Origin of the sequence: Parafrankia sp. FMc2 (assembly GCF_041008525.1) — a bacterium.
In the GTDB taxonomy this organism is placed as follows: Bacteria; Actinomycetota; Actinomycetes; order Frankiales; family Frankiaceae; genus Parafrankia.
The window spans coordinates 12,361-36,696 of sequence record NZ_JBFLUG010000075.1 but is presented as its reverse complement, the minus strand read 5'-3'; the positions used below and the strand labels follow the sequence as shown (position 1 = coordinate 36,696).

Genomic DNA, 24,336 nt, shown 5'->3' with positions numbered 1-24,336 from the left:
GCACGACCAGCCGTTGCGGTCCAGCAGCATCCACACCCCGGGCAGCGTGTAGGTGAGCCCGAACTCCCGTCTGATCACGTCCGCGACCCGGGCCAACGTCCACCGCTGGTCGTCCCAGCCGTACACCCCCGGCCCCCTCCGCAGGATCGCCTCCAACCGGGCCAGCTGCCGATCATCCAACCGGCACGCCGACAACGGGCCGGTCGACCGCAACGCGGCCGCACCCCCTGATTCCCAGGTCTGGTACCAGCGGCCCGCTGTTTTCGGGGTGACTTTGAATTCCCGGGACACCTCCGCTCGTGTCGCGCCCTCCTCGAAACGGCCGGCCGCGGCCATCCGGACCCGTTCCCTTTCCACCTGCTCGGCGGGCGTCAACCCGCCACCCGTCGCATACCTCATGTAAAAGGTTTACCCACTCGCCAGCAGCCGTCACCAGACATAGTGACACCACATATTAATCATCAGTAGCGGCGCGAAACCACGGCGTCAGGTACCGAGGTAGACGCAGCGTGGAAGGCCCCGGGAAAGCGGTGCGCCTCCACCGAAACTCCAGCCTCGGCGAGCGCGGCCGCATACGCCAAACCCTCGTCGCACAGCGGGTCCAGCTCCATCACGGCGATGTAGGCCGGTGGCAGGCCACGCAGTTCGTCTACGCCCGCTCGCCCCGGCGCGGCCAGGATTGGCACATCATCGGACCCTGGCTTCAGCTCGCCCAAGTAGTGCCGCCAGGCCACCTCACCCACCGCCCGCGACCAGATCGGCGTATCGGTGAATCGTCGCTGGCTGGGGCTGTCGAGCCGGTCGTCGGTGATCGGCACCGAGAGGTACTGGAAGCAGAGGTCGATCTCGCCGCGCACCCGCAATGCGAGCGCCGCCGCCAGAGTGCCCCCCGCGCTCTCTCCGTGCACGGCCATCCGATCTCGGTCCACGCCGAGCACGTCCGCGTTGTCCACCAGCCATCGCAGCGCCGTCACACAGTCATCCAATGGGGCCGGGTAAGGGTGTTCGGGCGACCGCCGGTAATCGACGGAAACCACCACCACGCCCAGTTCCCGCGCCAGCTCGACCATCCGCGCATGGCTGGAATCTGGCATGCCGCAGACGAAACCGCCGCCGTGCAGGTGTAACAGGGCCGGCTGCGACTGGGCCGGCCGCGACTGAGCCCGCTGCGAAAGGGCGGACTGCGACAGCGCCTCCCCGTCAGCGCTTGCCCCGTCACCGCGGTAGACACGTACGCGGGCTGACGCCCCGGCCGACCAGACCTCGCGGTCCTCGACCGACAGTCCTGCGGTGTCCACCTGCGCGGCCCGCGTCGCACCTGCGGCATCGGAGGCCGCCCGGAATGCCGCGTAATTGACGAAGTCGACTGCCGGCAGCCGGCCGAGGGCCTCGGCATAGTCCGGGTCAAGTAAGTCACGCCAGCTGGTCATCGGGAGTCCTCACGCCGCAGCCCGTAGGTCCCGAGTGGCCGCCCGAGCTTGAGGATGAGCCACTGCAGGGTGATGCTGCCGTCGAACTGGGTGACGATCCGGCCTGACGGATGCTTGAAGTAGTTGTTCGACGTCGCCCACACCGTGCGGCGCAGTCGCCGTTGCATCCACGCGTTGTATGCCGCGCATGCCCAGGCGCGGGTGTCGACGCCGCTTAGCCCGCGGCAGGCCATTCGCTTGAGGTCCGCGACTACCCAGGCGGCCTGCATCTCCGCCTTCCAGAAGACGCTGACCGCGCCGGAGCCGTTTGTGTTGGGACCGAACAGCAGATAGAAGCTAGGGTAACCAGGAACGGTCATCCCGGCGTGGGCGTAAGCGCCGTCGCGCCAGGTCTCGCGCAGACGGCGACCGCCTCGCCCGATGACGTCGTAGCTCGCCAGGTACTCGGAGGCCGTGAACCCGGTAGCGGTCACGATCACGTCGACCTCGTGATGCGAGCCGGCCGCGTCGACGATTCCGGATGGGGTCACCGACGCGACCGGGCGCGGAACCAGGTGCACGTTGTCACGCAGCAGCGCCGGGTAATAGTCGCTGGACAGGACCACCCGCTTCCCCTCGAACGGGTACGTCGGCGTGACCGCGGCGCGTAGATGCGGACGGTCGGCGAACGTGGTGTCGATGTAGCCGCGGGCCAGCTGTTCCATCGCGCGGTTGCGCTTGCTGCCGGCGTGGTAGCTGGGCCGGCCGGTGAGATTGCGCCACTCCTTCTTCATGATCTCCCGGCCCCGGACCAGGCGTCGGTACCAGGGACGAGACCACTGGCGGAACTCCGCGTCGTCGTAGGCGCGGTCGCCCTTGGGCAGCACCCATCCCGGCTCGCGCATGAAGACGTGCACCGACCGGGCGACCGGCGCGATCGTGGGCACGACCTGCGCGGACGACGACCCGACGCCGACCACCGCGACCCGTTGGCCGGTCAGGTCGACCTCCGGCCGCCAGCGTTGGGTGTGCATCACCGGCCCGCGGAAGGTCTCGATGCCCGGCCAGGTGGGGTCGTTGGGGTTGCTGAGAAGCCCGACCGCGCTCACGACGGCGTCGGCGCGGTACGTCTGGCCGTCGGCGGTCGTGACCGTCCACCCGTGGCCCTCGTCATCCCATCGAGCCTCGGTAACGCGGCCGCCGAAGACGAAGTGCGGCTCCAGACCGTGCTCCTTTGCCACCTGTTCGAGGTAGTCGAGCACCTCGTCCTGGTTGGCGTGGGTGCGGCGCCACGGATGGGTGCGGAACCCGAACTGGAAGATCGTCGAAGCGATGTCGACCGCCGCCCCCGGGTAGGTGTTCACCCGCCAGGTGCCGCCCAGACCGTCCTCGGCGTCGAGGATCACGAAGTCGTCGATACCGGCGCGCCGCAGCCGGATGCCCATGGCCAGCCCGCTGATGCCGGCTCCGATGACGAGGACGCGCACGCGCACCGCGCTTCCTTCCTCTCGTTGCACTTCCATCGAGGGCACTCCCATCGAAGGCACTTCCGCGGGCCCGCTCCGGCGGCTAAGGTGCTGACACGATTAGAAACCCTACTAAAGAAAGGTATCAACTAGATATGGGGCGTGTCAGCGGAAAGGTCGTCTTCATCACCGGGGCCGCCCGCGGCCAGGGCCGAGCGCACGCGGTACGGCTGGCCGAGGAGGGCGCGGACATCATCGCCGTCGACCTCTGCGCCGATGTGCCCGAGATGGCCTATCCCGGCGGGACCGAGGCCGAGCTCGCCGAGACCGCGCGGCTGGTCGAGAAGGCCGGCCGCCGGGTCGTGGCCCGCAGGGCCGACGTGCGCAGCCTCGACCAGCTAGCGGCGGCGGTCGACGAGGGCGTGGCCGAGCTGGGCCGGCTCGACGTCGTGGTGGCCAACGCCGGTGTGCTCACCGCGGTCGGCCCGTTCGATCGGATGAGCGAGGCGGCGTTTATGGACACCATCGACATCAACCTCACTGGGGCGTGGCGCACCGTCCGGGTCTCGATGCCGTACCTGCGGGCATCGGGGCTGGGCGGTTCGATCATCCTGACCAGCTCGAGCGCGGGCATCCGCGCGTCCCGCCAGACCTCGCACTACGTCGCCAGCAAGACCGGGCTCGTCGGGCTGATGAAGGCGATGGCGCTGGAGCTCGGGCCCGAGATGATGCGGGTCAACAGCGTGCATCCCACCCAGGTCGACACCCCGATGATCCACAACGAGTTCATGTACCGCCGGGCCCGGCCCGACCTGGAGAACCCCGGCCGCGACGACCTGGCGGCGGCGTCCCTGCCCCGGATGGCGATTCCGGTGCCGTGGGTGGATCCGGTGGAGGTCTCGCACGCCGTGGTGTACCTGGCCTCGGAGGAGTCACGTTTCGTGACCGGACTGGCGATGACCGTCGACGCCGGCATCAGCATCGCCTGACCTCCGCCTCGACGGCGCGCGCTCCGCCATCCGCTGGACTTGTTATGCTTCTAGTGATGAAATTGCACGATAGTGGGAGGGTGGATGACCACGACTGACGGCAGCGGTCCGACGGACGGCGGCGCTAATGACGGCGGCGCTTCTCACGGTGGAGCCAGCTTGAGCCGCGCTCTCGTGATCGGCGGCAGCATCGCCGGGACGCTGGCCGCCGCCGCGGTGGCGCCCCACTTTGACGAGGTGCTGCTCCTCGACCGGGACGTTCTCCCCGAGGCCGCGGTCTTCCGCAAGGGCGTACCGCAGGGCGCGCACTTCCACGCGCTCCTCGCCGCCGGCCGCAAAGCCATGGATGAACTGCTGCCCGGCTTCTCCGAGCACGCCTTCGCCATGGGAGCGGCCCGCCTCGACTCGGCCTATGACGTGATGCGACTTGACCGGGTCGGCTGGTCGCCGCGGTTCGCGTCAATGCTCGAGTTCCTGATGGCGAGCCGGCCGTTGATCGAGAAGGCGCTGCGGGATAGGGCTCAACTGCTGCCCAACGTCCGGTATGAGTCCGGGGTCGAGGTCACCGGCCTGATCGCCGCGGATGACCGGGTCACCGGTGTGCGCACCTTCGATGATCGCGAGCTCGACGCCGCCCTCGTCATCGACGCGAGCGGCCGATTCTCGCGGGCCGTCGAGTGGTTGGCCGAACTCGGCTACCCGGCTCCGACGGAGGAGATCGTCAACGCCCATTGGGGCTACTCCTCGACCTTCCTGCGCGTGCCGGAGAACTGGCGGCCCGGTTTCCGGGCACTCGCCGTCACGCCCTTCGGTGACGGAGCGCTATCTCCGGCATCGGCCTCACGCGCGATGGCGATGTGGGTGGTCGAGGGCGAACGCCGGTGGATCCTCACCGTGCAGGGCGCAGCCGGCGACCATCCACCACGCAAGGAAGAGGACCTTCGCGCGTTCGTCTCCTCCATTGGCGTACCCGAGCTCGACAAGGCGCTGGAGGAAGTCGAGTTCCCCGAGCCGGTCTCGTTGTGGCGCGACACCCGCAGCCGGCTGCGCGACTTCGCCGGCCAGCCCGAGCGGCCCGAGGGATTCATCGCCGTCGGCGACGCCTGGATGGGGTTCAACCCCGTCTACGGTCAGGGCATGACCGCGGCGGCGCTGGAGGCCCGCGACCTGCGCGACGAGCTGGCCGCGCAGGTCACCGAGCGGCCCGGCGAGCTGACCGGGCTGCCCGCGCGCTTCTACGCCAAGGCCGACACCCTGATCAAGTACTGCTGGAACTCGTCCAACACCATGGACCACCGCATCCCGGGCGTCGAGTACACGGTGGATGGCGAACCGCGGCAGGTCGACCCGAGCTCGTCGGACTTCTCCGACCGGCTCGCGGCGTACATGGCGCAGGACCCGGACCGCTACATCCGCTATCGCGAGACCACCCAGTTACTGCGCTCGCCTGAGTGGCTCGCCAGCGACGAGGTCGTGTCCGCGATCACGGCGAACTGGGACAAGCTGGGTAGGGCCGTCGTCCCGCGCTGACCGCCCGCGCGAGCAGCACGGCTTTGCGACTACGCCGAACGGCTGCTCGGCTGACTCGGGCTTGATGGCTCGGCCATCCACCGGCTACCCAGGGCTTCACCGGCCAACTGAGGACGTGATCGTCACGTGAGCGTCGCCGCCACCGAGTTCGAGGAGATCGCCGCGTCCTGGCGTCCCGGACCGAGCGTGACGACGGGTCGGCTGGAGTCCGGGCCGACCGAGAAGCTGGCCGCGTTGCTCGGCGTGCCCGCGCCTGGCGACGGCGGCCCGCTGCCGCCGCTGTGGCACGAGATCCACCTCCGGGACACTGTCGGGATGGACGCGCTCGGCGCGGATGGGCACCCGCGATCCGGCGCGCTGCTGCCGCCGCTGGCCGACCGGCGCCGGATGTTCGGCGGAGCCACCGTCGAGCTGACGGCGCCGCTGCGGGTGGGGGATGAGGCGGTGCGGACCTCCCAGGTGGCGGACGTCCGCATCCGCGAGGGCCGTTCGGGCACCCTCCTGCTGGTCACCGAGGAGCACAGGTGGACCGTCGCGGGCGAGGAACGGCTGCGCGAGCTGCGGAACATCGTCTACCGGCGGGCGGCCGATGTCGGGGCGCCGGCACCGCCCAGGCCGGCCAGCGGCGAAGCCTCCAAGACCGCTCAGGCCGCTCAGACCAGTCAGACCGCTCGGTCGCGGGAGACCGCCCGGGTCTGCCAGACCGACCAGCCGCTTGAGACACGCGTTGCCGACGAGCGGTACCTGTTCGCCTACAGCGCCCTGACCTACAACCTGCACCGCATCCACTACGACGCCGCCTACACCCGCGAGGTGGAGCACCACCCGGCGCTCGTCGTCCACGGGCCGCTGCTGGTGCTGTGGTGCGCGGAGCACGCCCGGCGCCAGCTCGCCGTGGCATCCGGCAAGATCGTCTACCGCCTGACCTCGCCGGCCTACGTAGGTCACGAGGTGGCCATCACCTCGAAGCCGGCCGACGGGACGCCGGCCGACGGGACGCTCACCGTCGAGGCGACCAGCCAGGGCCGAACCTGCGCCCGCATGACGGTGACCACCCATGGAGGTTGACACCGCACGAGGGCGACGCCGACCGACCGCAAGCGAGCAATCGACTGCCCTTCAAGGCCACTGAAGGGCAGTCGATTGTTCGCGGGGGAGGGCGCGCCCGACCTCCTGCTTCCACGAACCGTTAGGACCTCCAATGCCATCAGAACCCGTTGGACCCCATCCGCAGGAACTCGTCGACGACCTCGAACTCGACCGGGGCGTTCTGATCGCGGGCATGTGGTGGCCGACAGCCGACCGGTTTCCGGTGCAGGACCCGGCAACCCAGAAGGTGATCGCCGAGGTCGCCCACGGCACCGCGACGGAGGCCGCCGCGGCCGTCGACGCGGCCGCCGCCGCGCTGCCCGCGTGGAGTGCGACCTCGGGCCGCGAACGGGCCGAGGTACTGCGGCGCGCCTACGAGCTGATGATCGCCGATGGCGAGCGGCTGGCCGCGCTGATCTCGTGGGAGAACGGCAAGTCCGCGTCGGATGGCCGTGCCGAGGCCGCGTACGCCGCCGAGTTCTTCCGCTGGTACGCCGAGGAGGCACCCCGATCGGAGGGCCGATACGGGCCGGCGCCGGCCGGGGGTGGTGCTCGGACCATCGTCACCCACCGGCCCGTCGGCGTCGCCGCGCTGGTCACCCCGTGGAACTTCCCGGCCGCGATGGCCACCCGCAAGATCGGCCCGGCTCTCGCCGCCGGCTGCACCGTTATCCTCAAGCCCGCCGCCCTCACGCCGCTGACCGCGCTGGCGGTGGCGCGGATCCTGGAGCGGGCCGGGGTACCCAGCGGTGTCGTCACGGTGGTCCCGACCCGCAACGCCGGGGGCGTGGTCGACCGCTGGCTGGCGGACCCCCGGGTGGCCAAGCTGTCCTTCACCGGCTCGACCAGCGTCGGCCGGGGGCTGATCGCCCGCGCCGCCGAGCGGGTCGTCAACGTGAGCATGGAGCTCGGCGGCAACGCGCCGTTCGTGGTGACCGCGGACGCTGACCTGGACGCGGCGGTCGCCGGCGCCATGATCGCCAAGTTCCGCAACGGCGGTCAGGCGTGCACCGCCGCGAACCGGTTCTACGTCCACGCCGACGTCGCGGCGGAGTTCACCGCCCGATTCGGCGCAGCGGTCGAGGCGCTCACCGTGGGGCCGGCGACATCCGGCGCGGACATCGGACCGATGGTCTCGGGCTCCGCGCGGAACGATGTCGCCCGGCTGGTCGACGAGGCGCTGGCGACCGGAGCCCGGGTGGCCCATCAGGCCGAGGACCTCGGTGACTGGTACTACCCGCCGACGGTTCTGACCGGCGTCGCACCGGACGCGGCCATCCTCCGGGAGGAGATCTTCGGGCCGGTGGCCCCCATCGTCACCTGGGAGGACGAGGCCGAGCTGCTGCGCCTCGTCAACGAGCCCGAGCTGGGCCTGGCGGCCTACGTCTACGCCGGCCGGCTCCAGCACGCGCTGCGCCTCGCCGAGTCGATCGAGGCCGGGATGGTCGGCGTGAACCGGGGCATGGTCTCGGACCCCTCGGCACCGTTCGGAGGCGTGAAGCAGAGCGGTCTGGGCCGCGAGGGCGCCCGGGAGGGTATCCGCGAGTACCAGGAGGCGCAGTACTTCAGCATCAGCTTCGACTGAACAACTCCTGCGCGGCCGTGCTGATCTGTGTTCCGTGACGACTAGATTGGAGTGCGTATCTTATCCGCCCGTCCGATAGTGAGAAATGCGACGGCCGTGACCGCTGTCGCGCTGCTCGCGGCCACGGCCGCATGCACCGGCGGTGACCCGCCGGAACCTGCCGTGAATAGTTCCTGCGAGAGCGCTCCCGGCGTAACACAGGGCAGCGTGAAGGTGGGTTTCATCTATCCCGACACCGGTACATACGCGTCTCTGATGTCCCCGGCTCGCGGGGCGGTCGAGGCGCGCATGGCCCAGCAGAACGAGAGCGGTGGTGTGGCCGGGCGGCAGGTCGAGGTGGAATGGCGTGACGACGCGTCCGACCCGGGGGTGAATCTCAGCGCCTCCAGGGATCTCGTCGAGAACGAGAGCGCTTTCGCACTCCTGCAGATCACCCTCGTCTCGGCCGGGTCAGCGCAGTACCTCGACGACAGCGGCGTGCCCGTGGTCGGGCCCGCGACCGACGTGACCTGGACCCAGCACCGCAACATGTTCTCGCATTCCTACGGGTACGGCGACGGGAACACGGTCACCACGTTCGGCGAGTACGTGAAACAGGCCGGGGGGACGAAGGCCTTCCTGGTCGATGACGGAGCCGGCACCGGATCACTCGGTGACGCGCTGGAGCTCAGCATGCAGTCGCAGGGCATAACGGTCGTCGGCCAGGAGCCGTTCTCGGCGTCGGTCGGGAGCGCGTCCCGGCTGGCGGACAGGATCGCGGCGAGCGGTGCCGACGTCCTGCTGGGCGGAATCCTGGGTCCTTCGTTCGCTCCGGTGGTCCAGGCGGTGAACGCGGCCCGGCTGCCTTTGAAGGCGATCCTGGGCATCAGTGGATATGACTCCGGGCTGCTACGCGAATTCGGTACCGGGCTCGCTGGAATGAGCGTCTACCTGCCCTACCTGCCCTTCGAGAGCAACGTCCCGGCGATCGAGAAATTCCGCGCGGCGCTACTGAATCACACCCCGCAGCTGGCCGAGACCGACACCGAGGCCGCCATTCAGGCGTATATCTCGGCGGACCTCATGGTTCGTGGTCTTGAGGCCGCTGGTCCGTGCCCAACCCGGGGATCGTTCGTCGCCGGTCTTCGCGCGGTCAGCGACTACGATGCCGGCGGTCTGCTGCCGGGAACAGTCGACATGGAGAAGGACTTCGGCGTGATCTCGCCGTGTTATTTCTTCGTGAAAGTCGACCCGGCTGGACAGCAGTTCGTGCCGCAGCGGGTGGCGGGCACCGACAACCCATCCTGGTGCGGAGAAAGGCTCATCCGTCAGTCCGCAAGCGAATGACACCACGCGAGAGTCCCGCGGCGCGGCCCGGACGATGAACTGTCAGGAGAATTGATGAACGCCAGCCGCTCCTGCCTGTGTGTGCCGGGTATGAACGAGCGCATGATCGAAAAGGCGTTGGCCTCGGCCGCGGACGAGATCGTGCTCGACCTGGAGGACGCCGTTCCGCCCGACGGTAAGGACGCGGCGCGGTCGGTGGTCACGGCGACCCTCGCGGCCTCGCCTTCGGGTGCGGCGTCGGCGCGCTCTCTCTCGATCCGGGTCAACGCCGTGCGTACCGCGTGGTGTCACGAGGACGTCGTGGCCTGCGCCTCGGTGGATGGCCCCGCGAGGCCCCTCGTGATCCCGAAGGTCGAGTCCGCCGGTGATCTGGCGTTCATCGACCGGCTCCTCGACGGCGTCGAGGCCCGCGTCGGGCGCCGCGAGCCGACGACCATCCAGGCCCTGATTGAGACGCCCCGCGGGCTCTCGAACCTGCGGGAGATCGTCGCCGTGACCCCCCGTCTGCGCGCGGTCATCATCGGCTACGCTGACCTCGGCGCGTCCCTCGGGCGCCCGGCCGCCGGTGCGTCGATGACCTGGCTCGCGGCGCAGCACGACGTACTGGTCGCGGCCCGCGGCGTCGGGCTCGCGGCCATCGACGGGCCCTACCTCGGCGTCGACGTCGGCGACGACTTCACCGCCTCGACCGACCACGCGGCGCGGACCGGCTTCGATGGCAAATGGGTCATCCATCCGCGCCAGATCGAGGCCGTCAACGCGGCCTTCACGCCGTCATCCGACCAGGTCAGCAAGGCGCGCCGGATCGTGGCGGTACTCGACGAGGCGCACGCGCTCGGCCTCGGCGCCGTCTCGCTGGACGGCCAGATGATCGATGAGGCGCTCGCCGTCGCCGCGCGCCGCACGCTCGCCCGGGTCCCGGCGGACGCCGGGTGACACCGCCCAGGTGACACCGCCGAGGTGACCGCTGTCCGGGTGGCCGGTGTCCGGGTGACCATCGCTCGGATGGCCACCTCCCGGATGGCCGCCGCCGAGAACGCCTAGCGGTGGCCGGAGATCAACCCGCGCTGACCGGGAGCTGTACCAGCAGCGGCTCGAAGGGCTCTCCCTCGGCGTACACGTCGTTGAAGAGCTCCACCCCCTCGGCGGTGAGCGCGACGTCGTCGCTGCCCCACAGCTCGGTGCCGTTGCGGTCTCCCAGGCGCCGCAGGGTCGCGGTCGCCAGCCGTACCCGCGGCGCGCCGTTCCGGGCACCCGGGTCCTCGATGCTCAGCACGCCGGCGTCGCCGTCCATCTCCAGCCACGGGTGCGCGACACGCACGAAAAGCATCCCGTAGTGCCCGCTGAACCGGACGTCGCCCCGGAACGCCAGCACCCACGGCCCGTCGGGCCCCCTCTCGGTGCTGTTCACGGCGTCGTGTTCGTAGAACAGGTCATCCGCACCGACCGGAATCGCCCCGTCGCCGACCGAACCGCGGCCGTCGGGCATCCGGCGTACGTATTCGATGAAGGACTTCTTCAGACCCCACCGCATGCCGTGCGCGAGCCCTTTGGGAGACGCGTCCTGGCTGGAAGGGGTGGTGGTGGATGGCTCGCTTCCGGCGTTCAAGGGGCTCCTCCAACAGTGCTCGGCTACCAGCCTGACCGACAGCGGACGACACGTGGCGGTCCAGCGTGGCAGGAAACGAGATTTACCTTCGAACAACGGGTCAGGGGTGGCACGCGCTACCTCGCCTCCCGGTGCGTGGGCGTGGGCGTGGGCGTCGGCGTCGAGTCGGCGTGACCGGGACCGCCGCCGCTGGCCGCGGGCTCCGATTCCCGGCCGGGGGCCCGCGTCGGGTCGCGCGGTATGAGCACGGCCGCCGCCGCGGACGCCACCATCGCGCCGGCGAGCACGAGGAAGACGGCGACATACCCCGTGCCGTCGACGAAGTCCGCGCTGCCCGAGCCGCCAGCATGGCCCGCGCCGTCAACGGCCGAAGAGCTCGCGTACGCGGTGAGGATCGAGGCGGTCGCGGCCGCGCCCAGCGAGCCGCCAAGCGTGCGGATGTTGGTGTTCATCCCGTTCGCCACCCCGGTCTCGTTCGCCGGGACGGAGTTCATGACCACGGCGGCGACCGTGGAGAGGATCAGCCCGTTGCCGATGCCCTGGAGCACGCACCAGGCGACCACCTGCCACCGCTCACCGTTCCAGAAGGCGAGCCCGGCGAACGATGCCCCGCTCACCAGGCCGCCCGCGACCACCAGGGCGCGCGAGGAGAAGCGCTGGTAGAGCCGGCCCGTGCACAGGCTGGTCAGGAACGCGGAGAACGCGATCGGCGACATCAGCAGCCCGACCTCCCGCAGGCTCGCGCCCACACCGGCACCGCTCTCCGGCGGCGCCTGGAGCAGGCGGGGGAGGCCTGCCGCGCAGCCGAAGAGCCCGACCCCGGCCAGGAAGGCGACCAGGCTCGCGGTCCACATACCGCGGCGGCGCATCATCCTCAGGTCGATGAACGGCACGGTGGCGCGACGTTCCTGAAGCGCCCAGGCGAATCCGAGCACCAGGCAGCCGCCGATGAGGGCGAGCACGATCGGTGACGTCCCGCCGCAGTTCGTGCTCTGGCTGATGGCGAGCAGCGCGCACACGAGGGCACCCCCGAACAGGGCCACCGGGAGCACGCCGAAGCGCCCACCCGCCGTCCGGGTCTCGGGAGCCCCGGCGGGCATGACGACAAGCACACCGACCAGCGCCACGACGGCGAGCACCATGGGAAGCAGGAAGACCGCGGCTCGGCCTGTCGAGACCAGGAGCGGGCCGGCGACGACGATGCCGACGGAGAAGGCGATCGAGCCGACCGTCGCCAGTACCGCGGCGCCGTAACTGAGTTGCTTGGGCGGCACAGCCACACGAAGGGCCGAGAACGTCACCGGCACGGCGCCGCCGCTGATGCCCTGCACCACGCGCATCGCGATCAGCCATCCAATGGATGGGGCGAGCGACGCGCCCAAGCACCCGGCCGACAGGACGATCAGCGCCGCGGCGAGGATCCGCCGCTGGCCGTAGGTGTCGGCGAGCCGTCCCATCAGGGGAGTGGCGACGGCGGAGGAGAGTAGGAACCCGGTGATCAGCCATGTGACGGTCACCGGGTCGGATCCGTAGCTCTCCTGGAGCCCGGGCAGGACCGGCACCACCACGGACTGCGGCAGGTTGACCGCGACCACGACCAGCGCGAGAACCGGGAAGACCGCGCGGGAGCCGCGCTGACCGGTCGACGGCACGGCGCCGCCGGCTGTGGCTTCCTGGACCTTCAGCGCGGCGCTCCTCACAGTTCTAGCTTGGCTAACTGAAGACGTGATTTATTGCACCATCATAAGAGGATGATAGTAGATAGAGTGTCCGCCGTGTCCGACACCACAGCGCGCCCGCTCGACGGCGTCCTGGTGGTGAGCCTGGAGCAGGCCGTGGCGGCGCCGTTCGCCACCCGGCAGCTGGCCGACCTCGGCGCCCGGGTGATCAAGGTCGAGCGGCCCGGGTCCGGTGACTTCGCCCGCGGCTACGACCGCGCCGTGTACGGGCTGTCGAGCTACTTCGTCTGGCTCAACCGCGGCAAGGAATCGCTCACCCTGGACGTCAAGGCGCTCGAAGGGCGCCAGGTGCTGCGCGACCTCCTCGCGCGGGCCGATGTCTTCGTGCACAACCTCGGCCCCGGCGCGGTGGACCGGCTCGGCTTCGGCGTCGACGCGCTCGCCGAGCTCAACCCCCGGTTGATCGGATGCGCCGTCAACGGCTACGGAAGCTCGGGTTCGTGGTCTCAGCGAAAGGCCTACGACCTGCTGATGCAGTGCCAGACCGGCCTGGTCTCGGTCACTGGCACCCCGGAGTCGGGCGCCCGGGTCGGGATCTCGGTGGCCGACATCGCGGCCGGGATGTACGCCTTCTCCGGCGTCCTTGCCGCCCTGCTCGCCCGAGCGACCACGGGCGTGGCGAGGCCGGTCGAAGTGTCGCTGTTCGACGCGCTGGCCGAGTGGATGAGCCAGCCAGCGTACTACGCCGAGTTCACCGGCGCGCAACCGCCGCGCCTGGGCGCGCACCATGCCACCATCGCGCCGTACGGCTCCTACGTCGCCGCTGATGGGAGCGAGGTTCTGTTCTCCATCCAGAACGACGTCGAATGGCGGAGCTTCTGCGCCGAGTTCCTTGAGAACGCTGCGCTGGCCGATGATCCGTGGTTCCGCACTGGGGCTGATCGCGTCGCCCATCGCGTTGAGCTCGACAAGCACGTGGATGCGGCGTTCGCTCGACGGACCGGCGCGGAGGTGGCCGAGCTGCTGGACCGGCTGCGTATCGCGAACGCGCCCATCAACCAGGTGGCCGACTTCATCGAGCACCCGGTACTGCGCGAACGGGACCGCTGGCGTGAGGTTCGCGCTCCTGGCGGCCCGTTCCGCGCGCTGTTGCCGCCGATAGGCCTGGCCGGCACCGAGCCGGTGATGGGCGACGTGCCGGACCTGGGCCAGCACACCGACACGCTGCTCGCCGAGCTCGGCCTCGGCGTCGAGGCGATCGCGCGGCTGCGCGACGCCGGCGTCGTCTGACCGTCCTGTCCGAGGAGGAGACGTAGTGGAGCACCTCAGAGCTCTCGACGAGGGCGAGCGCGCCATCATCGCGACCGTCGCCGAGTTCGTCGACAAGCAGGTAAAGCCGGTGGTCCAGCGGCTGGAACACGAGAACGTCTATCCCGAGGCGCTCATCGAGCAGATGAAGAAGCTCGGGATCTACGGCCTCGCGGTCCCCGAGGAGTACGGCGGCGTCGCGGTCAGCATGCAGTGCTATGTCCTCGTCACCGAGGAGCTCTCCCGTGGCTGGATGAGCCTGGCCGGCGCGATGGGCGGCCACACGGTGGTCGTGAAGCTGATCAACCAGTTCGGTACCCAGGAGCAGAAGGACGCCTGGCTGCCCCGGCTGGCCACCGGCGAGGTGCGCGCCACGATGGCGCTCACCGAACCGCAGGGCGGCTCGGACCTACAGGCGATACGCACCACCGCGAGGAACGTCGACGGCGAGTACCGCGTCAGCGGCGCCAAGACCTGGATCAGCAACGCCCGCCGGGCCGGGCTGACGGCGCTGCTGTGCAAGACCGACCCGGACGCGCGGCCGGCCTCGCAGGGGATCTCGGTGCTGCTCGTAGAGCCCGGCGACGGGATGACCGTGTCGCGTGACCTGCCAAAGCTCGGCTACAAGGGCGTCGAGAGCTGCGAGGTCACCTTCGACGACTACCGCGCTCCGCTGAGCAGCGTGCTGGGCGGGACGCCGGGTCTCGGGTTCGCACAGATGATGAAGGGGCTCGAAACCGGCCGCCTGCAGGTCGCGTCCCGTGCGCTCGGGGTTGGGCGGGCGGCGTACGAGGACGCGCTGGCCTATGCGCAGACCCGTGAGTCGTTCGGTAAGCCGATCTGGAGGCACCAGTCAGTCGGTAACCTGCTCGCCGACATGGCTACCAACCTTGAGGCCGCGCGTCAGCTGACGCTGTACGCCGCCCGGGAGTTCGACGCCGGCCGCCGAGTCGACATGGAGGCCGGCATGGCGAAGCTGTTCGCATCCGAGGCCGCGGTGAAGATCGCGCTGGACGCGGTGCGGGTGCACGGCGGGTACGGCTACTCGACCGAGTACGACGTCGAGCGCTACTTCCGTGACGCCCCGCTGATGATCGTCGGTGAGGGTACGAACGAGATCCAGCGCAACGTCATCGTCGGCCAGCTCGTCGCACGGGCGAGGAAGGGCACCAGCGGTGGTAACGCCGTGGGCTGAGCAGCGCGAGATCTGACACCGGTGCCGCCGGTGTCGTGGTGACCAACCCGGGACGGGGGTCACGGTGTGGAGCGTGATCCCCGTCCCAGGTTCGTAACGGGGCGGCCGCGCCTATCCTGTGGCAGGAATGGATTGGCCCTCGCCACCGGTCGGCGGCGAGGGCCAAGTCGAGTGTCGGCGCGGGACCAGAGCTCTCAGAACTCGATGACGCCGCGGATGTTCTTGCCGGCGTGCATGTCGGCGTAGCCCTCGTTGATCTGGTCCAGGGTGTAGGTCCTGGTGATCAGCTCGTCGAGCTTGAGATGGCCCTGCCGGTAGAGGTCGAGCAGCCGCGGGATGTCGCGGTGCACCTGGACGCCGCCGTACACGTTGCCGCGCAGGGTCTTCTGGGCCAGCGTGAACAGCGCGAGGTTCATGTCCACCGTGGTGGAGGCGAACGGCGAGACCGAGGTGACGACCGTGATGCCGGCCGGCCCGGTGAGGTCGATGATCTCGCCCAGCTTGCTGGCGTCGCCCACGCCCACCGACAGGATCGCCGCGTCGGCCATCCGCCCGCCGGTGCTCTCGGCGAGCAGCGCGCTCGCCTCCTCGACTGAGCCGACCGCGTGCGTCGCGCCGAACTCGAGCGCCTTCTGGCGCTTCAGCTCGACGGTGTCCACAGCGATGATCATGTTCGCGCCGGCGTTCCTGGCGCCCTGCACCGAGTTGATGCCGACGCCGCCGCTGCCGATGACCACGACGTTGTCGCCGGGCTCGATCTCGGCGAGGTTGACGGCCGCGCCCCATCCCGTGGTGACCGCGCAACCGAGCAGCGAGGCCACGTTGAAGGGGATGTCCTTGCCCATCTTCACCATGCAGCGCTCGGAGACGACGGTGACGTCGGCGAAGGTGCCCAGGTCACCGGTGGCCGCGATCTCCTGCCCGCGGGCGCTGAACGACTTGGTGACGCCGTAGTTCTGGAGCGCGGCGTTGAGGCAGAGGTTCGAGCGGTCACGCGCGCAGTTGCGGCAGTAGCCGCAGGGCGGCTGGAAGATCAGGACCACGTGGTCGCCGGGCGCGACCCGGGTTACACCGGGGCCGATCGCCTCGACGACGCCGGCGCCCTCGTGGCCGCCGACGAGCGGGAACGGGCTCGGCATGTCGCCGGTGACCGCGTGGTCGTCGGAGTGGCACAGGCCGGTGGCGTGGATCTTGACCCGCACCTGGCCCGGGCCCGGGTCGGCGAGCTGGACGTCCTCGACGCTCCACTTCTCGCCCAGGGCCCACAGGATTGCCGCTCGTGTACTCATCTGTGCCTCTCCGCCGCCGGCCCGCGGAGACGGACCGTGCCATCGTTTATCTGGTTACAACACAATAGAAACCTAATTAGAACGCCGTCAACGCGGCGCGAAGAACGACAGCAGGATGGGTTGGGAGGGGCTCAGGATGAGAACGAGAACCCGCGGTAGCCGTCCCCGGTGGCGGCCCTGACCCGCTCGCGGTACTGCGGCAGCCCCCCGGCGTACAGCAGGTAGGCGCGTTTGCGGCCGGGCACGTTCGACCCGAATGCCCACGACTCCGCCGTCTCCTGCATCGTGCCGACGATCCCGCCGTTGACGTGGTCGATCCATCCGTCCTCGGCCTCGGCGGTCGGCTCCACCGTGGTCTCGCCGCGATCCCGCATCCGGGCGATGGTCGTGGCGACCCAGTCGGCCTGGAAGTCGGTGGCGCGCGGGATGTTGCCGGTCGTGCTCTGCGGCCCGCCGATCAGGAAGAGGTTGGGGAACCCCGCCACGGTAAGGCCGAGGTAGGTGCGCGGCCCGGCCTCCCAGTGGTCACGCAGGCTCAGTCCGTCCCGGCCGCGGATGTCGATGCGGTTGTAGGAGCCGACGACCGCCTCGAAGCCGGTCGCGAAGACGATCACGTCCAGGTCGTAGTGGCCGCGGACGGTCTCGATGCCGGTCTCGGTGAACCGGACGATGGGCTCGTCGCCGGTCGAGACGAGCGACACGTGCGGGGAGTTGAAGACCTCGTAGTAGCCGTTCTCGAGCGGCGGCCGCTTCTGGCCGAAGCCGTGATCCTTGGGGATGAGCCGCTCGGCGATCTCGGGGTCGTGCACGCGGGCCCGGATCCGCTCGGCGATGTATGCGGTGGCGTTGTCGTTGGCGCGCTTGTCGAGCGCGACGTCGCGGAAGTTGGCCAACGCCATGATCAGACCGGGGGAGTCATAGAGTCGCTCGAAGTGACCGCGCCGTTCCTCGGGATCCATGTCCAGCGAGGACTCCGTCATCGGCCGGTGCATCGAACCGGATGGCGAGAGCTGCGTGGTCTCCCAGATCTCGTCGATGCGGCCGCGGATGTCGGCCATCCGCTCCGGGGTGATGGCGAAGTTGTTGATCGGCGTGCACCAGTTGGGGCTGCGCTGGAAGACGACGAGCTTCTCGGCATCCCGCGCGACGAACGGGATGATCTGCACCCCGCTCGAACCGGTGCCGATGACGGCCACCTTCTTGCCGGTGAAGTCGATGCCCTCGGTCGGCCACAGACCGGTGTGCGCCCGCTCGCCACGGAAGCCGTCCAGGCCCGGCGCGCTGGGGTACGCCGGCGCCGAGAGAATGCCGAGCGCTGTGACCAGGTAGCGCGGTCGCCAGACACCCCCGCTCTCGGTCCGCACCGTCCAGCGCGCGTCGTCGGCGTCCCATACCGCGGAGGCGACCCGCTGCTCGAAGTTGATGAGCCGGCGGAGGTCGAACTTGTCGACCGCGTAGTTGAGGTAGCGCTCGGTCTCGGGCTGGCCGGCGTACTCCTCGCTCCAGTCCCACTCGTCGATGAGCTCACGGGAGAAGAAGTAGCCGTAGGCGTAGCTCTCCGAGTCGAACCGGGCGCCGGGGTAGCGGTTCCAGAACCACACCCCGCCCACGCCGCTGCCGGCCTCGACCATCTGGACGTCGAGGCCCTGCTCGCGCAGCCTGTAGAGCTGGTAGATACCGGAGATGCCGGCCCCGACGACCAGGGCGTCGAGCGTGCTGACGGCGGGCTGCGGCTCCCCCACGGAAGCTCCTCCTGAGTTCGAGCGGACGGCCTCGATGACGCACTAATGCTGTTAGCCGTTTCTAATGATGCTAACACCATTACAGCTGGCATGACCGGGGTGAGCCGGGCCACCGGGAGGAGTGGCCCGGCTCGCACCCGGCGAGCCGTGTGCGCCGGGTCAGGAGAGTTCGCGCGGACCGGGCTCGAAGCGCAGGTGTACGTCCTCGACACCCCAGGCCAGCCCCAGGTGCTCGTTCGGCGCGGGCGCGTCGGGGTCGAGCTCGAAGCGCGGGATGCGGCGGTGCAGCTCGGCATAGGCGATCTTGAGTTCCAGTCGGGCCAGGTGCAGCCCGACGCAGCGGTGCGGGCCGACGCCGAACGCCAGGTGCGGCTTCGGCGCCCGGTCGAAGATGACCTCGTCGGGGTCCGGGTAGTACTTCGGGTCGCGGTTGGCGGCCGCCAACGGAGCGTGGATCCGGTCCTCACGCGGAATGTCGACGCCCTGGAAACGGACCGAGTCGACGTCGACGGTGCGGGTCGGCACCGGCGGCGTAGCCCAGCGCAGCAGCTCCTCGATCGCCGGCTCCAGCGTCTCCGGCTTCTCGAACATCCGATCCCACTGATCGGGATGGCGGGCGAAGTAGACCGCTGTCTGCGACAGCACGCTCTGCACTGTGTCGAGCCCGGCGGTCATCATCAGCACGAAGAAGTCGAAAAGGTCGTTGTCGTCCATCTTCTCGCCGTCGAACTCCGCGTCGAGCATCACCGAGGTGACGTCGTCCCGGCGCGGAGCGGCGCGCCATTCGGGGAGCTTCTCCAGCATGTAGGCGCTGAACTCCACGTGCGCCTTGCCGCGCGCCGCCGCGTTCTCCTCCAGCGTGCCGCCGCGAACGCCGTGCAGCAGGATCGACGTCCAGCGGTTCATCCGCTCGAGATCCTCCAGTGGCCATCCCATGATCGCCAGCACGGTGGCGCCCGGGAACGGCAGGGCGAAACCCTCGACGAAGTCGCACTTCCCGGCCTCGCTGAAGCCGTCGATGAACCGGTTGGCCTGCTCGCGCAGATGATCCTCCAGCAGCCCGACCTTCTTGGGCGCGAACTGCGGGTCGAGGTAGCGGCGGTACTGCCGGTGCAGCCCGCCGTCGATCTCGATCGGGATCATCGCCTTGCGGGAGCCCACCGCGTTCTGGCCGTCGGGCTCGTTGGGGAAGCTCACGACGCCGCGGTTGTTGAGCCGCAGCAGTTCCGACACGTCGTCGTACTCGGTGACCACCCAGCAGCCGTTGCCGTGACCGGACCAACTCAGCGGTAACTCCGCGCGCCGCTGAGCGAGCCCGTCGAGATGGGTCTGGATGGGTACGCCGGCGTACGGGTCGTAGTCGCTGCGCAGCCGGACCCTTGTCTCCTCGATGCTCTCCTCGGCCGGGGCGTCTACATCCGACGTGCTCATGACAGCTCCTTGGGGCCAGGTGTGAAGCGGAGGTGGACGTCGTTCACGCCCCAGGCGAGCCCGAGGTGCTCGTGCGGGGCGGGCATGTCGGGGTCGAGCTCGAACTTCGGGATGCGGCGGTGCAGTTCCTCGAAGGCGATGCGGAGCTCCAGGCGCGCCAGGTGGAGACCGACGCAGCGGTGCGGGCCGACGCCGAACGCCAGGTGCGGCTTGGTCGCCCGGTCGAAGACGACCTCGTCGGGGTCCGGGTAGTACTTCGGGTCGCGGTTGGCCGAGCCGAGCGGAGCGTGTACCCGCTCTCCCCGCGGGATCGGGACGCCGCGGATCTCCAGGACGTCGTCCGTGACCGTGCGCGTCGGCACCGGGGGAGTGGCCCAGCGCAGCAGCTCCTCCACGGCGGCGGGGAACGTCTCCGGGTCGGAGAACATCCGGTCCCATTGGTCGGGCCGGGCCGCGAAGTAGCGCGTGCAGCGGGCCAGGACGCTCTGCACCGTGTCGAGCCCGGCCAACATCATCAGCACGGAGAAGTCGTAGAGCTGGTCGTCGGTCAGCCTCACGCCGCCGATCTCGGCGTCGAGCATCACCGACATCACGTCGTCCGTCCGCGGCGCGGCACGCCACTCGGGGATCTTCCGCGCCATGTAGGAGGAGAACTCCAGCACGGTCTGGCCGCGCGCGGCGTTGTTCTCGTCCTCGGCGCCGCCGGGAACGCCGTGCAGCAGGACGTCGGCCCAGCCGTTCATCATCTCCAGGTCCTCGGCCGGCCATCCCATGATGGCCAGGACGGTCGCCCCCGGGAACGGCAGCGCGAACTTCTTGATGAAGTCGACTCTCCCGTCCTCGATGAACTGGTCGATGAGCCGGTTGCACTGCTCCCGCAGATGGTCCTCCAGGTGCGCGACCTTCTTCGGCGCGAAAATGGGATCCAGCAGCTGTCGCACCTGCCGGTGCTCGGGCCCGTCGAGCTCGATGGGGATCTGCTTCGCCCGAGCGCCCGACAGGTTCAGCCCGTCCGGCTCGTTCGGGAAGCTCACCACGCCGCGGTTGTTGCGGCGCAGCAGGTCGGAGACGTCGTCATAGTCGGTCAGCACCCAGCAGCCGTTGCCGCGCGCGGAGTAGCTGACCGGCAGGTCGGCTCGACGGTCGGCGAGCTCGGCCAACTGCTCGTCGATGGACTGGTCGGCGTAGGGGTCGTAGTCGCGGCGGTAGCGGTTCCGCAGGTCATCGAGTGAGAGGTCGGTCATCAGCTGCCCAATCGTGTTTCAGCGTGGCCTTCGTAGGACAGTAACCTAATTAACACAAGGTATGTAACACGGCAATGGATGGCGTTCCGTGAGCCGCGGACACGTCCGGACTCTCCGGGCAACGCGTGGGTCAGCCGAGGTCGTCCCAACTGAGAACTCCGAGAGCGCGTTCCATCAGGAGCCACGCCACCGCGTCGGTGCCGACCAGGGAGTCGAGCAGCACGCGCAGCGTCGGCGCGGCCGTGTCACCCAGCACGTCCGGGTGACGCAGGGCCTCCGCTACCAGAACCGCCGCCTCATCGAGTAGTTCGTTGAACGCGAGCCATGCGTGGTCATCGGTGCACAGCCCGGCCGTTGGGGCGGGAACGAGCGCGGCGACGCGTTTCACCAGGTCGGCGGCCCGGACGAGCGGATCGACGGCGTGCGCGGGGCCGCTCGCCCGGGGCCGCGGCCGCGGCGAGCGCCACTCGCGGCGCCCGCGGCTGATGCCCAGATCGATGCGACAGGCCATCCGCGGCTCCTCCGTTGTCGGTCGGTGTTGACCGTCGATGTTCGGAGCCGGGGCGCGACGGCGCATGCGTAGAATTGCCGATATCGGCTACGTATATGACCTCGGTCACTTGTCGTGTGACTTCTGGAGTCGCGACCGACGTCGCCCTCTGGTCCACTGGCCACATGCGGTCTTATCGAGGCGGAGGCGGGCAACGATGGGACGCGGCGATTTAGGTAGGGGTTCGGGCAAGAAGGACCACTTACCTGCCGAGGCGACCAGTCTGGTCGGGCGCAGGTCCGAGACCGCCGGGGTGAAGCAGTTGCTCACCCGGGCGCGGCTGGTCACGCTCACCGGTCCGGGCGGGGTGGGCAAGACCCGGCTGGCGCTGCACGTCGCCCGAACGCTGCGTGCGGCCTTCCGCGACGGCGCCTGCATGGTGCCGCTCGCCGAGCTCTCCCAGCCCGACCTGCTCGCCTCCACGGTGCTCACACGACTGGATCCGAGCTGGAACTCCGCTGGCGATGTCGATGATCTGGTCGCTCGCATCGGCACATCCCAGGCACTGCTGGTGCTGGACAACTGCGAGCACCTCACCGAGGCGGTCGCGCTCCTCGTCACCCGCCTCCTGAGCGGATGCCAGCACCTACGCGTGCTCGCCACCAGCCGCGAGGCACTGCGTATCGATGGCGAGGCTCTCTACCGGGTACCGCCGCTGGCGCTGCCGGCCGCGGGTAGCCCCATCGCACCCGGTGCCGCGGCGAGCTACGACGGGGTCGCGCTGTTCCTGGAACGCGCGGGGGCGCTCAACGCGGAGGTCGCCGCCGGCCGCGTCAGCGAGGCGATGGTGGTGGAGCTCTGCCGCCGGCTGGATGGGCTACCGCTGGCGATCGAGCTCGCCGCGGCCGGGAGCCGGTGGCAGTCGGTCGAGTCCATGCTCGCCCAGCCCGTGCCGGACCCACCCGCGCCCCGGTCGGCGGCGCGCCGGCACACGTCCGTCCGCACCAGCCTGGACTACAGTCACGATCTTTGCTCGCCAGCGGCGCGCGTGCTCTGGGCACGGTTCTCGGTCTTCCGGGGCGGGGCGACGCTCGACGCGGTGCGGGCGGTATGCGCTGGTCCGGGGCTCGCCGCCGACGACGTCGCCGCGGCCCTTTTCGAGCTGGTCGAGAAGTCGGTGGTCGTCCTCGACGGCTCGCGGTACACGGTGCTGGAGACGATCCGGCAGTACGGCGCCCGCCGGCTCGCGGAGACGGGCAGGGAGCAGGGCGCGGCGGATGGTGGGGTCGACGCGGTGCGGCTCGCTCACCTCGACTACTTCGCCGATCTGACCGAGCAGGTGCACCGGGGATGGTTCGGGCCGCGCCAGCGCGACCTCTGCGCCCAGGTACTCGCGGACCAGGCGAACGTTCGGGCCGCTCTGGACTTCTCTCTCCGGGATGAGGAGACCGCCCGCGTCGGGCTCGGGATGGCCGCGGACCTGTTCCCCTTCTGGATCGGCACCGGCTCGCCCGGCGAAGGGCGTCGCTGGCTGAGCCAGTTGCTGGCCGTCGACGACCGACTCACCCCCGAGCGCGCGCAGGCGCTCTGGACACACGGCTTCCTCTCCACCGTGGACGACAACATCGCGGCCGCGCGGGAGCTGCTCGCCGAGTGCGAGAGCGTCGCCGCCGGGCTCGGGGATGCCGCCCGCGGCGCGCACGCGCTGTGGGCGACCGGCGTCGCGGATCTGTTCGAGGGTCGGGTCGACGCCGCGATCGAGCGCCTGGAGGCGGGCATCGCCGAGGAGCGAGGCTTCACCGACAGCGCGCCGTACCTCGCGGACGCGCTGATTAATCTTGGGCTTGCCTACTGCTACCGAGGCGACCTGGGCTTCGCGCGCGAGGTCCTGACCGAGGCCAGTGAGCTCTGCGCCGCCCACGACGAGGAACTGCTGCTGTCGTGGGCTCTGGTGGTCCGCGCGTTGGAGGCGCTGCTGTCCGGCCGCCCGGACGAGGCGGCGCGGCTGGCACGGGACGGCCTGCGGCGCAAGCGCGAGCTCGCCAACCTGCAGGGTGTGGTCTGGGCTGTCGAGCTGCTCGCCTGGGCGGCGGTCGAGGCCGGCGACGCACGCCAGGGAGTGCTTCTGCTGGAGGCCGCGCAGGCTCGCGCCGAGGACTTCGGTCCCGCGTACCACGGGTTTCCCGGGGTGCGTGAGTGGCACGAGCAGTACTCCGTGCGTGCCCGTGCCCAGCTCGGGGCGGAGCACCGCGCGGTGGCCGCGCGCGGGCGGGAGCTCTCCCTGACCGACCTTGTTACCACGGCGCTCGGCGGGGCCGACGATTCGGACGGCCGTGGCACGCCTCGCACCACCGCGTCCCCCGCCGCCCCTGGAGCCTTCGGCCCGCCCGGGAACATCAGCGCGCCTGAAATCCCTGGCACGCCGGGCGCTCTCGCCGCGGACTCGGTGCTGCACGACCTTCCGTTGACCTCGCGGGAACGGCAGATCGCGGAGCTGGTGGCGACCGGGAAGACCAACCGGGAGATAGCCGCCGACCTGGTGATCGCGCAGCGCACGGTGGACAGCCACGTGCAGCGGATCCTCACCAAGCTGGACTTCACCTCACGAAGCCAGATCATCGCTCTGGTGGCCGGAAGCGCCCGCAGCACTCGCTAGCGCACCACGTCCGATCAGGCTCGATCACGGCAGTGGTGGCGGACTCGGCGTGCTCAGCCAGCACGACTCGCGGCCACCGCTCGGCTCATGGCATCGGCCCAGGCGAAGCGGGGCACCCTCCATCCGAGCACGACCTGGTCGTTCTGGCGGCGGCGGTCGCGGTTGACGGCGCGCGGTTGAAACAACATAGCAACTTGGCAGTCAATCGTCTCTGTGGTGCGTGTCACCGGGGTTGCCCTGGGTTTTTAGGCACGGTTTAGGCTGGTGCGGACCCTTGCTTTTAGTGATGTTCGAATGCG

19 protein-coding genes are annotated in these 24,336 nt (G+C 69.8%); 9 read left to right on the top strand and 10 right to left on the bottom strand.

What is annotated here, in order from left to right; translation table 11 throughout:
• The 3 genes from AB1460_RS23050 to AB1460_RS23040 form a co-directional block, all read right to left on the bottom strand.
• On the bottom strand, nt 1-399 hold a 399-nt coding region (locus AB1460_RS23050; protein WP_368964036.1), incomplete at its 3' end, for a winged helix-turn-helix domain-containing protein.
• 62 nt (nt 400-461) lie between these two features.
• The gene (locus AB1460_RS23045; RefSeq protein WP_368964035.1) at nt 462-1,430 is read right to left on the bottom strand and encodes an alpha/beta hydrolase; all 969 of its coding nucleotides are present in this window, start codon (nt 1,428-1,430) and stop codon (nt 462-464) included.
• Nucleotides 1,427-2,902, bottom strand: a complete 1,476-nt coding sequence (locus AB1460_RS23040; RefSeq protein WP_368964033.1) for a flavin-containing monooxygenase — start codon at nt 2,900-2,902, stop codon at nt 1,427-1,429. The genes AB1460_RS23045 and AB1460_RS23040 overlap by 4 nt, the downstream gene beginning before the upstream one ends.
• 128 nt (nt 2,903-3,030) lie before the next feature.
• On the opposite strand from AB1460_RS23040, the gene AB1460_RS23035 reads away from it, so the two are divergent.
• The 6 genes from AB1460_RS23035 (at nt 3,031) to AB1460_RS23010 (ending at nt 10,330) form a co-directional block, all read left to right on the top strand.
• Nucleotides 3,031-3,864 carry a mycofactocin-coupled SDR family oxidoreductase gene (locus AB1460_RS23035; RefSeq protein WP_368964032.1) on the top strand — a complete coding sequence of 278 codons (834 nt, stop codon included), beginning with the start codon at nt 3,031-3,033 and terminating at the stop codon, nt 3,862-3,864.
• Between the two features lie 159 nt (nt 3,865-4,023).
• Nucleotides 4,024-5,394 (top strand): FAD-dependent oxidoreductase, encoded by a 1,371-nt coding sequence (locus tag AB1460_RS23030; protein WP_368964030.1) that lies wholly within the window; start codon nt 4,024-4,026, stop codon nt 5,392-5,394.
• Nucleotides 5,395-5,520: 126 nt separating this feature from the next.
• The gene (locus AB1460_RS23025) at nt 5,521-6,462 is read left to right on the top strand and encodes an FAS1-like dehydratase domain-containing protein (RefSeq protein WP_368964029.1); all 942 of its coding nucleotides are present in this window, start codon (nt 5,521-5,523) and stop codon (nt 6,460-6,462) included.
• Between the two features lie 133 nt (nt 6,463-6,595).
• Entirely contained in the window at nt 6,596-8,068 is a 1,473-nt protein-coding gene (locus AB1460_RS23020; protein WP_420497344.1) for an aldehyde dehydrogenase family protein, read from the top strand.
• Between the two features lie 96 nt (nt 8,069-8,164).
• On the top strand, nt 8,165-9,394 hold the full coding sequence (locus AB1460_RS23015) for an ABC transporter substrate-binding protein (RefSeq protein ID WP_368964027.1): 1,230 nt from the start codon (nt 8,165-8,167) through the stop codon (nt 9,392-9,394).
• 54 nt (nt 9,395-9,448) lie between these two features.
• A complete protein-coding gene (locus AB1460_RS23010) occupies nt 9,449-10,330 on the top strand; it encodes an HpcH/HpaI aldolase/citrate lyase family protein (protein ID WP_368964026.1) in 882 nt (293 codons plus the stop codon).
• Nucleotides 10,331-10,451: 121 nt separating this feature from the next.
• On the opposite strand, the gene AB1460_RS23005 is transcribed toward AB1460_RS23010, so the two are convergent.
• Both AB1460_RS23005 and AB1460_RS23000 read right to left on the bottom strand, forming a co-directional pair.
• The gene (locus tag AB1460_RS23005; RefSeq protein ID WP_368964025.1) at nt 10,452-11,003 is read right to left on the bottom strand and encodes an HtaA domain-containing protein; all 552 of its coding nucleotides are present in this window, start codon (nt 11,001-11,003) and stop codon (nt 10,452-10,454) included.
• 116 nt (nt 11,004-11,119) lie between these two features.
• Entirely contained in the window at nt 11,120-12,703 is a 1,584-nt protein-coding gene (locus AB1460_RS23000) for an MFS transporter (RefSeq protein WP_368964024.1), read from the bottom strand.
• Nucleotides 12,704-12,778: 75 nt separating this feature from the next.
• On the opposite strand from AB1460_RS23000, the gene AB1460_RS22995 reads away from it, so the two are divergent.
• Nucleotides 12,779-13,972 carry a CaiB/BaiF CoA transferase family protein gene (locus AB1460_RS22995; RefSeq protein ID WP_368964022.1) on the top strand — a complete coding sequence of 398 codons (1,194 nt, stop codon included), beginning with the start codon at nt 12,779-12,781 and terminating at the stop codon, nt 13,970-13,972.
• A 25-nt stretch (nt 13,973-13,997) separates the two neighbouring features.
• Nucleotides 13,998-15,185, top strand: coding sequence for an acyl-CoA dehydrogenase family protein (locus tag AB1460_RS22990; RefSeq protein WP_368964021.1), 1,188 nt, complete (start codon nt 13,998-14,000; stop codon nt 15,183-15,185).
• Nucleotides 15,186-15,379: 194 nt separating this feature from the next.
• On the opposite strand, the gene AB1460_RS22985 is transcribed toward AB1460_RS22990, so the two are convergent.
• The 5 genes from AB1460_RS22985 to AB1460_RS22965 all read right to left on the bottom strand — a co-directional run bounded on the left by AB1460_RS22985 (nt 15,380) and on the right by AB1460_RS22965 (nt 21,402).
• Nucleotides 15,380-16,474, bottom strand: a complete 1,095-nt coding sequence (locus tag AB1460_RS22985; protein WP_368964020.1) for an NDMA-dependent alcohol dehydrogenase — start codon at nt 16,472-16,474, stop codon at nt 15,380-15,382.
• 131 nt (nt 16,475-16,605) lie between these two features.
• On the bottom strand, nt 16,606-18,216 hold the full coding sequence (locus tag AB1460_RS22980; protein ID WP_368964019.1) for a flavin-containing monooxygenase: 1,611 nt from the start codon (nt 18,214-18,216) through the stop codon (nt 16,606-16,608).
• Nucleotides 18,217-18,375: 159 nt separating this feature from the next.
• Nucleotides 18,376-19,647, bottom strand: coding sequence for a cytochrome P450 (locus tag AB1460_RS22975; protein WP_368964018.1), 1,272 nt, complete (start codon nt 19,645-19,647; stop codon nt 18,376-18,378).
• Nucleotides 19,644-20,891 carry a cytochrome P450 gene (locus tag AB1460_RS22970; protein ID WP_368964016.1) on the bottom strand — a complete coding sequence of 416 codons (1,248 nt, stop codon included), beginning with the start codon at nt 20,889-20,891 and terminating at the stop codon, nt 19,644-19,646. The genes AB1460_RS22975 and AB1460_RS22970 overlap by 4 nt, the downstream gene beginning before the upstream one ends.
• Before the next feature lie 130 nt (nt 20,892-21,021).
• Nucleotides 21,022-21,402: a hypothetical protein gene (locus AB1460_RS22965; RefSeq protein ID WP_368964014.1), complete on the bottom strand. Its 381-nt coding sequence runs from the start codon at nt 21,400-21,402 to the stop codon at nt 21,022-21,024.
• A gap of 196 nt (nt 21,403-21,598) precedes the next feature.
• Here AB1460_RS22965 and AB1460_RS22960 point away from each other — a divergent pair, with 196 nt between their 5' ends.
• Nucleotides 21,599-24,037 carry a helix-turn-helix transcriptional regulator gene (locus AB1460_RS22960; protein ID WP_368964013.1) on the top strand — a complete coding sequence of 813 codons (2,439 nt, stop codon included), beginning with the start codon at nt 21,599-21,601 and terminating at the stop codon, nt 24,035-24,037.
• Nucleotides 24,038-24,336: the final 299 nt, after the last annotated feature.

Bases quoted from the DNA above. Each gene is read 5' to 3' on its own strand.
- AB1460_RS23045 (WP_368964035.1), bottom strand. From the start codon at position 1,430: ATGACCAGCTGGCGTGACTTACTTGACCCGGACTATGCCGAGGCCCTC.
- AB1460_RS23035 (WP_368964032.1), top strand. From the start codon at position 3,031: ATGGGGCGTGTCAGCGGAAAGGTCGTCTTCATCACCGGGGCCGCCCGC.
- AB1460_RS23020 (WP_420497344.1), top strand. From the start codon at position 6,596: ATGCCATCAGAACCCGTTGGACCCCATCCGCAGGAACTCGTCGACGAC.
- AB1460_RS23010 (WP_368964026.1), top strand. From the start codon at position 9,449: ATGAACGCCAGCCGCTCCTGCCTGTGTGTGCCGGGTATGAACGAGCGC.
- AB1460_RS22985 (WP_368964020.1), bottom strand. From the start codon at position 16,474: ATGAGTACACGAGCGGCAATCCTGTGGGCCCTGGGCGAGAAGTGGAGC.
- AB1460_RS22975 (WP_368964018.1), bottom strand. From the start codon at position 19,647: ATGAGCACGTCGGATGTAGACGCCCCGGCCGAGGAGAGCATCGAGGAG.
- AB1460_RS22970 (WP_368964016.1), bottom strand. From the start codon at position 20,891: ATGACCGACCTCTCACTCGATGACCTGCGGAACCGCTACCGCCGCGAC.
- AB1460_RS22965 (WP_368964014.1), bottom strand. From the start codon at position 21,402: ATGGCCTGTCGCATCGATCTGGGCATCAGCCGCGGGCGCCGCGAGTGG.
- AB1460_RS22960 (WP_368964013.1), top strand. From the start codon at position 21,599: ATGGGACGCGGCGATTTAGGTAGGGGTTCGGGCAAGAAGGACCACTTA.